The organism is Ruegeria sp. CDSC085 (assembly GCF_059610465.1).
The window spans coordinates 1-10,721 of the sequence record NZ_JBXWNR010000037.1; the positions used below are offsets into that span (position 1 = coordinate 1).

Annotated in this window: 9 protein-coding genes; 2 read left to right on the plus strand and 7 right to left on the minus strand. The window is 56.7% G+C overall.

The window, feature by feature from the left end; translation table 11 throughout:
- Nucleotides 1-564: 564 nt before the first annotated feature.
- The 5 genes from AC2FJB_RS22420 to AC2FJB_RS22440 form a co-directional block, all read right to left on the minus strand.
- Entirely contained in the window at nucleotides 565-1,125 is a 561-nt protein-coding gene (locus AC2FJB_RS22420; RefSeq protein ID WP_496721152.1) for a CHAP domain-containing protein, read from the minus strand.
- 275 nt (nucleotides 1,126-1,400) lie between these two features.
- Nucleotides 1,401-1,688, minus strand: coding sequence for an HU family DNA-binding protein (locus AC2FJB_RS22425; RefSeq protein WP_117871130.1), 288 nt, complete (start codon nucleotides 1,686-1,688; stop codon nucleotides 1,401-1,403).
- 130 nt (nucleotides 1,689-1,818) lie between these two features.
- On the minus strand, nucleotides 1,819-3,282 hold the full coding sequence (locus tag AC2FJB_RS22430) for an AMP nucleosidase (RefSeq protein WP_496721150.1): 1,464 nt from the start codon (nucleotides 3,280-3,282) through the stop codon (nucleotides 1,819-1,821).
- Nucleotides 3,279-5,081, minus strand: coding sequence for an adenine deaminase (gene ade / locus AC2FJB_RS22435; protein WP_496721148.1), 1,803 nt, complete (start codon nucleotides 5,079-5,081; stop codon nucleotides 3,279-3,281). Before ade ends, AC2FJB_RS22430 begins: the two co-directional genes overlap by 4 nt.
- A gap of 178 nt (nucleotides 5,082-5,259) precedes the next feature.
- Nucleotides 5,260-6,129 carry a LysR family transcriptional regulator gene (locus AC2FJB_RS22440; RefSeq protein WP_496721146.1) on the minus strand — a complete coding sequence of 290 codons (870 nt, stop codon included), beginning with the start codon at nucleotides 6,127-6,129 and terminating at the stop codon, nucleotides 5,260-5,262.
- A gap of 112 nt (nucleotides 6,130-6,241) precedes the next feature.
- Here AC2FJB_RS22440 and AC2FJB_RS22445 point away from each other — a divergent pair, with 112 nt between their 5' ends.
- The gene (locus AC2FJB_RS22445) at nucleotides 6,242-6,997 is read left to right on the plus strand and encodes a class II aldolase and adducin N-terminal domain-containing protein (protein ID WP_496721144.1); all 756 of its coding nucleotides are present in this window, start codon (nucleotides 6,242-6,244) and stop codon (nucleotides 6,995-6,997) included.
- Between the two features lie 58 nt (nucleotides 6,998-7,055).
- On the opposite strand, the gene AC2FJB_RS22450 is transcribed toward AC2FJB_RS22445, so the two are convergent.
- The gene (locus tag AC2FJB_RS22450) at nucleotides 7,056-7,688 is read right to left on the minus strand and encodes a class I SAM-dependent DNA methyltransferase (protein ID WP_496721142.1); all 633 of its coding nucleotides are present in this window, start codon (nucleotides 7,686-7,688) and stop codon (nucleotides 7,056-7,058) included.
- Between the two features lie 88 nt (nucleotides 7,689-7,776).
- On the opposite strand from AC2FJB_RS22450, the gene AC2FJB_RS22455 reads away from it, so the two are divergent.
- Nucleotides 7,777-8,622: an SDR family oxidoreductase gene (locus AC2FJB_RS22455; RefSeq protein WP_496721140.1), complete on the plus strand. Its 846-nt coding sequence runs from the start codon at nucleotides 7,777-7,779 to the stop codon at nucleotides 8,620-8,622.
- A 5-nt stretch (nucleotides 8,623-8,627) separates the two neighbouring features.
- On the opposite strand, the gene AC2FJB_RS22460 is transcribed toward AC2FJB_RS22455, so the two are convergent.
- Complete coding sequence (locus AC2FJB_RS22460) at nucleotides 8,628-10,247, minus strand: GMC family oxidoreductase (protein WP_496721138.1); 1,620 nt, start codon at nucleotides 10,245-10,247, stop codon at nucleotides 8,628-8,630.
- Nucleotides 10,248-10,721: the final 474 nt, after the last annotated feature.

The window sequence follows — 10,721 nt, forward strand, 5'->3', positions numbered from 1 at the left end:
GTTCTTCTATTCAGGCGGGAGAGCCTTGCGTATTCTTCCGCCAATGCCCTGTTGGATTTGAGGATGCTAGACCGTCCACAACTTGGGCAAACATAGGTGCGCTCACCTCCAGACCCGGAGACCTTGCCCCGCGCCAAGTTCGAACCAGGGTTAGCTGGTCGGCCGCGCCCATCTCGTGGGTCAGGTAACACGCCGTAAAGGTCACAAAGTGGATTGCGGCAAAAATTGACTGAGAAACCTCCAGGTAGGCGAGGAAGCCGAGTTCTCATTTTGTTCGCAGATTTTTGCGAAGCCTTCTTGGGTTCCAGCACGTCACAAGCTCTTATTTCTAAACGAAAACGACCAGCAGGTTAGCTGCTGGTCGATAGATCGTCAACATTTACCTATAGTGGCTTGGCCTCTGGCGCCCTTTTTTTGATCGTCCAATGTCGCAGTTTTGTACTATATGCGGACTTTTCAACCGCTCGGTATCCCGACGCGGACGGCCATTGTCTTCGCTGCACGATTGAATTGAGTGTCGCGCTTGGTGCGATCAACTCGTTCGCGAAACGAAATTCAAAAAGGTTACTTGCCAGCTGTCGGATAGATGAACCCATTTACCGGGTAGGAACTGCCATACCGGCCCGGTTGACTTTCAACCCGGACCACTGTCCAGTCATTGTTTTTCGAGACATCCTTGACGCCCATTTGCAACGACACCTTGTTGCGGTGCCAGTTGGCGTGATTCACAATGACTTCGCGATCGGAGACTATATCGGATACGACGGCCACATGGCCCAGGGGCATCCCGCGGGTTGCCCGAAACGACATTACCGCTCCAACAACCGGTTCCTTGCCTCGCTCAAACGTTTTTCGAGCTTTCCCCCACCAGTCCTTCGCATTGCCGCGAATTTCTATACCGCTAAGGTCTCGCGCGTAGGGCACGCACCACACTCGCTGCCCTCTTGACCGCTTCTTCGAGACCTCTTGCAGAGCCATCAACTGACGTTCAGGATTGAGATCCTCATTGGTTGTGTTTTGCGCGCAGGCAGAGACAAGTGCAAAGAGGCCCACCGCGATCGCGGATCGGGCGGCGCCGGACACGCGTGGCCAAGTCGATTTCTTTCTACGTACGATGGTTTGCAAGACGTTTCATTGCCGGTTCGAAGACTAACGGAGTTGTAAGGCGATCAGGCAAGTTATGGAAAGAGGCCCGTCAACGGCACGGCAAGATTTCGCCGGTTCACATTCCCACGTTCAGGCCGATGCCTGCATGGAAGGCGATTTGTGACGTTAGTGACGCATTCTGAACCGAAACATGGTGTCGGAATCTGGTTCAAACCCGACACGCACCAAACATTGACGCAAAAGAAAAAGAGCCCCCCGAAGGCGGCTCTCTATCGTTGTCCCGAAAGTTGAAATCAGCCGTTCACGCTGTCTTTCAGTGCTTTGGCGATGGTCATTTTCACAACCTTGTCGGCTTCCTTGGTGAAGGTCTCACCAGTTGCCGGGTTGCGGACCTGACGCTCGGGGCGTTCGCGACAGTAGATTTTTCCGACGCCGGGCAGGGTCACTGCGCCACCGGCCGAAACTTCGCGGGTGATCAGGCCGGTGATGGCCTCCAGCGCGGAGTTCGCAGATTTCTTGTCGGTTCCCATTTCCTCAGCGAGAGCAGCAACCAGCTGAGTCTTTGTCATAGGCTTTGCCATTTCTTGGTCTCCTTAACGTGCCCGATCTATAGGGCCTCACCGCGTAACTGTAACGGGATATTGTGGCTAAACACAACGAATAGTAGCGCTGAAAACCCTAAAAATATGGGGAAAACGTTGCTTTTTTGCGTCAGAGAAAGGCTGTTTCGTCGAAGGAGCGCAATTTCCGGCTGTGTAAGCGCTCCAACGGCATGCCGCGCAAGTGCTCCATCGCCTTGATGCCGATGGCCAGATGCCGGCTGACTTGCGTGGTATAGAAGGAAGACGCCATGCCCGGCAACTTCAATTCTCCGTGCAGGGGTTTGTCCGAAACGCACAGCAAAGTGCCGTACGGAACGCGGAACCGATAGCCGTTCGCTGCAATGGTGGCACTTTCCATATCCAGCGCGATTGCCCGGGACTGACTCAGACGCTGGACCGGACCGGACTGATCGCGCAATTCCCAGTTTCGGTTGTCGACCGAGGCCACTGTGCCTGTTCGCATGATCCGCTTCAGCTCGTAACCTTCCAGTTTGGTCACCTCGGCCACGGCGTGTTCCAGCGCGACCTGCACTTCGGCCAGAGGCGGGATCGGCACCCAGACCGGCAGATCGTCATCCAGAACCTTGTCTTCGCGCAAATAAGCATGGGCCAGAACGAAATCGCCCAATGCCTGTGTGTTGCGCAACCCGGCGCAGTGACCAACCATCAGCCACGCGTGCGGGCGCAGAACTGCAATATGGTCGGTGGCGGTTTTTGCATTGGATGGGCCAACACCGATGTTCACCAGCGTAATTCCCGAACCATCTTCGCGCTTCAGGTGGTAGGTTGGCATTTGTGGCAGTTTCAGCGGTTGTTCGATAGGTGCCTTGGGGTCCGTGATCTCGGCATTGCCGGTTGAAACAAAGCTGGTATAGCCGCTGGCAGGATCCGCCAATTGCTCGCGGGCGTAGTTCTCGAATTCCGAGACATAGAACTGGTAGTTTGTGAACAACACGTGGTTTTGAAAGTGACCTGCGTCAGTTGCGGTATAGTGTGCCAGCCTCGCAAGCGAATAATCCACGCGTTGGGCAGTAAAAAGAGACAAGGGACCAACAGCGTCTTCATGGTCATGCACACCATTGACGATGTCATCATTGGTGGTTGTCAGGTCAGGAACGTCAAACACATCGCGCAGGGTGAAGTCAGCCGCCCCCTGATGAGGTACAACCAGATCGGGATTGTTTGCCACGGCAAAATGCACCGGAATCGGTGTGTCCGACGCCGCAATTGTCACAGGCTGGCCATGGTTCTTGATCAACAGTGCGATCTGTTGGGTCAGGTAGGATCTGAACAAATCCGGGCGCGTCACCGTCGTGGCGTGAACGCCGGGTTCGGACACGTGACCAAAGCTCAGGCGGCTGTCGACTTGGGCATAGGTCGAGGTTTTGATGCGAATTTCCGGGTAATAGGCTCTATATCGCGCGGCAGGCGCTCCATTTCCCATGGCTTCCGAGAAACTGTCGCAAAGGAAATCGGTCGCCTGGACGTAAAGCTCTTCCAGCCGTGCAACGGCGGCGGCGGGATCGGTAAACTGCTCTGGCGCGGGTGCTTCGGGGGTCAGGAGTGTTGTCATGCCAATGGTTCCAGAAGATCTATTTTTTCAAATGTGCGCACGTCGACCAGTCCGAGATCCGAGATTCGAAGTTCCGGAATTACGACCAGCGCCAGCAGTGAGTGCTGCATGTACGCGTTGTTCAGATGACAGCCACAGTCCTGCATGGCTTGCACCATCTTATCAGCCTTGGCCGCGACTTCGGCAGCAGGACTGTCGGACATCAGGCCAGCGATGGGCAGTTCGACCAGCGCCAGTTCCCGCCCGTCACGGTACAAGGTGATGCCACCGCCCATTTCGGCCAGGCGGTTTGCGGCCAGCGCCATCTGATCCCGGTCCGTACCGACGACGATCATGTGGTGACTGTCATGCGCCACGGTCGAGGCCATGGCCATTTTTCCCTGATATCCAAAGCCCGAAACGAAAGCGTTGGTGACACCCCCGGTGGCCCGGTGCCGTTCAACCAAAGCGATCTGACACACCTCGCCTTCGCCTTCGACCAGACCGCCAATGATCGGCAATTCTGCTTTCAGCGCCTTGGTCGGCGCCTGGTTCTCCACCACGCCGATGACGTTGGCCTGAACTCTGTTGGCTCCTTCCGGTGCCTTGATCTCAAAATCGGCCGACGTCAGTTCATGCCCCAGGTGAACGGTGTTGCGCGCTTTTTCGGGCCAGTTCAGATGTGGACAATCCATCTTGATGGCTCCGTTTTCCGCTACCACCTGCCCGCGGGCCATCACCATCGCAATCGGCAACTCAGTCAGATCTGAACTGAGGATGATGTCCGCTCTTCGCCCCGGAGTGACGGATCCGATTTCGCGCTCCAGCCCGAAATGAGTTGCCGTGTTGATCGTCGCCATCTGCAGCGCAACCAGAGGGTCGCACCCACAAGAAATGGCATGACGTACGACGCGGTTCATATGCCCGTCATTTACCAATGTGCCGGAATGACAGTCATCCGTGCATAGAATGAAGTTGCGCGGATCCAGCCCTTTTTCGGTCACGGCAGTGATCTGGCTTTCCACATCATACCAGGCCGAGCCCAGACGCATCATCGAGCGCATCCCCTGGCGAACCCGGGCAATGGCGTCGGCCTCGCATGTGCCTTCGTGATCATCTGCCGGGCCACCGGCCACGTAAGCTGCAAAATCAGGCCCCAAATCAGGCGAAGCATAGTGCCCTCCGACGGTTTTCCCGGCCCGTTGAGTGGCGGCTATTTCGGCCAGCATCTTGGGATCACCATGGATCACACCTGGGAAATTCATCATCTCACCCAGCCCGATGATACCGGGCCAGTTCATCGCCTCGGTCACGTCTTCGGGCGTGATTTCACAGCCTGTCGTTTCCAACCCGGGTGCGGATGGTGCGCAGGACGGCATCTGAGTGAAGATATTGACCGGTTGAATCATCGCTTCGTCATGCATCATGCGCACGCCGTCCAGACCCAGCACGTTGGCGATCTCATGCGGGTCGGTGAACATGCTGGTCGTGCCATGGGGGATGACCGCACGTGCAAATTCGGCCGGAGTCAGCATGCCGGATTCGATATGCATATGCGCGTCACACAAGCCGGGCAAAATGTAACGCCCTTGCGCGTCGATGATTTCTGTTTCCGGACCGACGCAATGCGAGGCATTCGGTCCGACAAAGGCAATTCGCCCGGCGGCAATCGCCACAGAATGATCGGGCAGCAATTCGCGGCTGTGTACGTTCGCCCAGATTCCGCCCTGAATGACCGTGTCTGCCGCCTCACGTCCGGCTGCAACTGCGATCAATTTAGGGGCGACTTCGGGCCAGCTTGGGAAGGGTATGTATTCCATGGCTCAACTTTCACGAATGCGCCAGCGGGTGCAACCCCGGTTCTTCGCTGTTATGGAATCCTCATGTGTATTGGGTATGCCTTCTGGTCCGGGCGCGCCCGCAGCGCGTCAGCGCTGCTCGGCCCAACCTACGAAGATGCCCCGGCGGGGCATTGCCGTTGGGCGGGAGTAATCCCCTTTATGCCGCAGCCCCGATTTCTCGCCGTACCCAATCAGCAAAGGCTACGGCTCCGGGTGTATCCTCGGCCTGTGGGGATAACAGCAGATAGTAGGACTCCGGCATTTGAACGCGGTGCTCAAACGGCGCAACCAGTTGACCGCGCTCGATCAGATGACACGCGATAGTATCATGAGCCAGGCACAGACCGCCGCCAGCCATGACCGCTGACAGGCAAACCAGATAGGTGGTCGCGTAGGTTATCGGCGAATTTTCCCAATTTAGGCCCTGATCTTCCGCCCAACTTGGCCAGTTGGACAGCAGGTTGGAGCAGTCGAAAAGTGGCTGTTCCTGAAGATTTTCCAGACACACCTGATATCCGGGAGCGCAGACCGGATAGTAGTGTTCGGTGCGCAGAATTTCGGTTCGGACTGTATCCGACGGTCGAAGCGAGAACCGAATCTCGACCGCTGCGCCTTCGGCCATTTCGCGCGACTCCCAAAGCTCGGTGAAGATATTCAGTTGAACATCCGGATGTTCTGTCCGAAATGCCGGCAGGCGCGGGGCCAGCCAGTTGACGGCAAAGCCGATGTTGCATTGCACCTGCACCGCGTTTGGCTGCGCACCAGTAACCGCCCGGGTTCCGCGCATAAGCGTCCGGAAGGCCTCTCGCACAACTGGCAGATATGTGATTCCGGCCTCGGTCAGTTCCAATGCTTTGGGTCGACGCAGAAACAGTGGCTGCCCCAGATGCCCTTCCAGAGACTTGATCTGTTGGCTGACGGCGCTTTGCGTCATGTTCAGGTCTCGCGCCGCGCCAGTAAACGAGAGATGGCGTGCGGCGGCTTCAAAAGTGCGCAACCAGCCCAGCGGAGGAAGCGAGTTCTGCATCTACATAACCTCGGCATAAGTTCAGCTAATGGGATAGTCGTGTTTTTTTCGTTGGTCAAACCGCCGGACCCCATGCAGGTTTGGCCACGACCAGCCGCGAAAGGAGCCAAGCATGAGCCTCACCAGTCTTCGTCCCAATATCGACCATTGGTCAGAGCGCGTGGATATGGCCGCCACCTTCCGCTGGACGGCCCGGCTAAACATGCATGAGGCGGTTGCCAACCATTTCAGCCTGGCGGTGAATGATGACGGCACGCGGTTTCTGATGAACCCCAATCAGGTGCACTTTGCGCGCATTCGTGCCTCGGATCTATTGTTGCTGGATGCCAAAGACCCGCATGTGATGGAACAACCTGGTGCCCCGGACCCGACGGCCTGGGGGCTGCATGGCTCAATCCACCGCCACTGCCCTCATGCGCGTTGCGTCATGCATGTGCATTCGATCTTTGCGACTGTTCTGGCCTCTTTGGCCGACAGTTCATTGCCGCCAATCGATCAGAACACGGCAACCTTTTACGACCGTTACGTGGTAGATGAAGAATTTGGAGGTCTGGCCTTTGAAAGTGAGGGTGAACGCTGCGCCGGGATGCTGTCCGATCCCAGGAAGAAGGTCATGATCATGGGCAATCACGGTGTTCTGATCATCGGCAGCGACCCTGCCGATGCCTTTAACAGGCTGTATTATTTCGAACGCGCGGCCGAAACCTACATTCGTGCCTTGCAGACCGGACTACCCCTGCGCGTCTTGTCCGATGATGTTGCCGAAAAAACAGCGCGAGAGCTGGATGACTATCCCGATCAGGCCGAAGCGCACCTGCGTGAGATCAAAGCAATCCTTGATTCCGAAAGTTCGGACTACGCGACCTGAGGCGAATGCGATGCACATGGTTGAAGCGGGTGGCTTGGTTGCGTCCGGATAACCGGACTCAAACCCGTTCAAACAAAGCGATCAGGGCGGTGTCATCCTTGTTGGGGCCAGCTGCGAGATCTCCGTATATACGGATTTCGGGCAGGGTCAGGTTGCGAATCTGACCCTGTTCCAGTTTGCGGAACGCTTCAGCAAAACCCAGTTCCTTGAAATGGCGCGCATTGATCGAAAGGGCAAACTGCGCCCCGTGGCGAGCCACGCGTAACAGCGCGGGCAGCACCTCGGGGCCCAAATGACCATGTGTGAAAGTGCCGGATGAAACTATGCCGGAATAGCTGTGACGCGGAACAGGGATGCCCTGTGTCAGATCAGCCTCGATCGCGTCCCGGTAAATGTCCTTGCGCATCGCCTGATCCAGCATTTCTGCGCTGATATCGGTTGCATCAATGGGTCCGACGCCAAGCGCCGACAACACCGCGCCGCACAGGCCGGTTCCCGCTCCGACATCCAGAACGGGCCCCTGACCACCCGCACCGACAAATGCCCGAGCCGTGTGGGTGTGAAGCTGATAATCTTCGCGCGCAGCGAAACCGTCATCATAATCTCCCGCCCACTCTGCATAGAGCTGTTTGTTCTCGTCCGGAGAACTCAGCGCGTAGGCCGAATGCAGGTCAGGTGTTTTCTTGCTCATGACCAACAGAAAGGCGCAATCGAAGATTCGATTCAAGTGCGTCCATGCGGCGCTTGCATCCCGGCACGGCGCAGATCATCAAAGGTGCATGACCAAGATGCTCTTTTCATTTGGCCATGGCTATTCTGCTCAGGCCCTGTCCCGAATCCTTGCCCCGAAGGGCTGGAAAACTGTTGGCACGACGCGAGACCGTGAAGGGATGGCTGCAATTCGGGCCTCTGGCGCCGAACCGCTGATCTGGCCGGGTGAGGCGCTGAACCTCGATGGGGTGAGCCATTTGCTGATCTCGACTGCGCCAAATGAAGAAGGCGATCCGGTGTTGGCGGCGCTGGGCGATGAAATCGCCAAGCGGGCCCGTCAATTCAAATGGGTGGGCTATTTGTCGACAACGGCCGTCTATGGCGACCATCAGGGTGGGTGGGTTGACGAAGACACGCCGCCTGCACCGACCGCCAGGCGCGGCAGATGGCGTATGCTGGCCGAGGAGCAATGGTCGGCAATTCCGGGGCTGCCTGTTCATATCTTCCGTTTGGCGGGTATCTATGGACCGGGGCGCGGGCCGTTTTCCAAGCTCAGGCGTGGTGGATTGCGGCGCATTATCAAACCGGGGCAGGTGTTTTCGCGCATTCATGTGGAAGACATCGCGCAGATCTTGAAAGCCTCGATGATGAAGCCGAATCCGGGACGGATCTATAATGTATGTGACGACGAACCTGTCCCGCCGCAGGATGTCATTGGATACGCTGCCGAGTTACAGGGTTTGCCCCTGCCTCCTGCAGTCCGGTTCGACGACGCCGATCTGACGCCGATGGCGCGCAGTTTCTACAACGAAAACAAGCGGGTTCGAAACGACCGGATTAAGGATGAGCTTGGTATTGATCTGATCTATCCCAATTACCGGGTTGGGCTTGAGGCCCTGATGAAGGGCCAATAGTGCATTTACAAGGCAGCCGCCTTGATCATGTCTGCGGCCTTTTCCGCGATCATGATTGTGGGTGCATTTGTATTGCCCGACACTAAGGTCGGCATCACCGAGGCATCAACGACTCGCAGACCTTCAAGCCCCCGCACACAAAGCTGGGGGTCGACGACCGCCATTTCGTCCACGCCCATTTTGCAGGTGCCTACAGGGTGATAGATCGTGTCGGCGCGGGCGCGGATATGCTCCGCCCAATCAGCGTCGGTTTTGGCAGTATCCGTACCGAACAACTCGTTGTGCCGATAGTTGTCTAATGCAGGAGCCTGCAGGATGTCCCGTGTCATTCGCGCGCCCTTGATCATTGTATCCAGATCGCGTGCATCTGAAAGAAACCCCGGATCAATAGAGGGTACTTCCATTGGGTCGGAGCTGTTCAAACTGACTGTCCCCCGGCTGTCCGGGCGCAGTTTGCAGACATGACAGCTATATCCGTACCCGTAGTGCAGTTTGCGGGCATGATCATCGACCATTGCGATAGTGAAATGCAGCTGGATGTCGGGACGCTCTAGGTCAGGGGAGGTTCTCAAAAACGCCGCGCCTTCGGCAAAGGGGGTAGCCGCCATCGAGACGCCCGTCTTGCCCCATCGATGAACATGCTTCAGCATTCGCGCTGCCCCTGCCGGGCCGATCCCAAAATTGTCTGTATCTCTGGTTTTGAAGATCAAAGTGAAATCCAGGTGATCCTGCAAGTTCTTTCCCACGCCGGGCAACTCGTGGCGAACAGTGATTCCGTGCGGTTCAAGATCGCTCATTGCACCAACACCCGAAACCTGAAGCAGTTGCGGCGATTTCAAAGCGCCTGCGCACAGCAGGACTTCGCGCTTCGCCCGAATGGCGATGTCTGCGCCCTTGCCTCTCGCCCGGTATACAACGCCCGACGCGCGCTTGCCCTCAAAGCTCAGCCTACTGGCATGTGCATGCGTGATGACCGTCAGGTTCGGGCGGTCGGAAATTGGAAAAAGATAACCAGCCGCCGCAGAACAACGCTCACCATTCTTTGCCGGGTCGTGAAACTGTGTAACCTGGTACAGGCCGACGCCTTCGTTGTCGCCTCGGTTGAAGTCTTCAGTATAGCGGTGTTGGAGTTGCTGAGCGGCTTGAATGAACGCAAGGGTGATTGGACGAGGTTCTTTTTGCAGAGAAACATGCAACGGCCCCCTGTCGCCATGTACGCTGTCAGCGCCAAGCTCATTGTTCTCGGCCCGTTTGAAATATGGCAATACGCTGTCCCAGTCCCAGCCGTCGCAGCCCAGATCGGCCCAGCCATCGTAGTCCTGCCGCTGACCGCGTACATACAGCATGGCGTTGATTGCGCTTGAGCCGCCCAGTGCCTTGCCGCGTGGTTGATAGCCCTTGCGCCCCTTCAACCCGGGTTGCGGGACCGTTGCAAAAGCCCAGTTGTTGATCTTGGGGCGCCCCCGTAGTGCGGCAACAACGGCGGCAGGCATTCTGACGAAAAGGCTGTTCCCACCGCCACCAGCTTCAAGCAGGCAGACACTTGTGGATGGATCTTCGCTCATGCGATTGGCCAGCACCGAACCGGCCGAACCTCCGCCTACGATGATATAATCGAATTCCATGCTATCTTTCGCACCTCTCGCGACACCATAGCCCCTATGAGCGTTCGGGCAGCGTTACCATCTCTGTTGTGAGAGTGCGTTAATCGCTCGAAAAAACAATTGTGACCCCAAGTCAGTTTCTTGCGTGCTCTGAACGATATTCTTGATAGTCAGGTCTGCGTCGATCGAAGGACCCAAGGGTGTTTTACAAGCCGCTCTTTTCTGCCTGGACTCTCGATTCCATCTCAGAAGCGAATGTATCTGGTTCTTCTCGGGAAATCTGCACAACGAACGTGAGCTGGAGAGATTGATTTGTTAAAGTAAATTGTTGTTTTCATTAACTAACATAAGAAATCGACGAAAAATGTGGAGTTTTTTCAAAATGGGGGTTGCAGGTCCCAGACCTAATCCGTAAATACCCCTTCACCGGCGCTGCTGAGGCGGTGCTGACGGGCTGGAGAGACGGTCGGACGCATCGGAGAGACGGTGGAGACG

Excerpts from the sequence above, each read along its gene's own strand:
- AC2FJB_RS22445 (WP_496721144.1), top strand. The coding sequence starts at position 6,242 with ATGAGCCTCACCAGTCTTCGTCCCAATATCGACCATTGGTCAGAGCGC.
- ade (WP_496721148.1), bottom strand. The coding sequence starts at position 5,081 with ATGGAATACATACCCTTCCCAAGCTGGCCCGAAGTCGCCCCTAAATTG.
- AC2FJB_RS22430 (WP_496721150.1), bottom strand. The coding sequence starts at position 3,282 with ATGACAACACTCCTGACCCCCGAAGCACCCGCGCCAGAGCAGTTTACC.
- AC2FJB_RS22455 (WP_496721140.1), top strand. The coding sequence starts at position 7,777 with ATGACCAAGATGCTCTTTTCATTTGGCCATGGCTATTCTGCTCAGGCC.
- AC2FJB_RS22450 (WP_496721142.1), bottom strand. The coding sequence starts at position 7,688 with ATGAGCAAGAAAACACCTGACCTGCATTCGGCCTACGCGCTGAGTTCT.
- AC2FJB_RS22425 (WP_117871130.1), bottom strand. The coding sequence starts at position 1,688 with ATGGCAAAGCCTATGACAAAGACTCAGCTGGTTGCTGCTCTCGCTGAG.
- AC2FJB_RS22460 (WP_496721138.1), bottom strand. The coding sequence starts at position 10,247 with ATGGAATTCGATTATATCATCGTAGGCGGAGGTTCGGCCGGTTCGGTG.
- AC2FJB_RS22440 (WP_496721146.1), bottom strand. The coding sequence starts at position 6,129 with ATGCAGAACTCGCTTCCTCCGCTGGGCTGGTTGCGCACTTTTGAAGCC.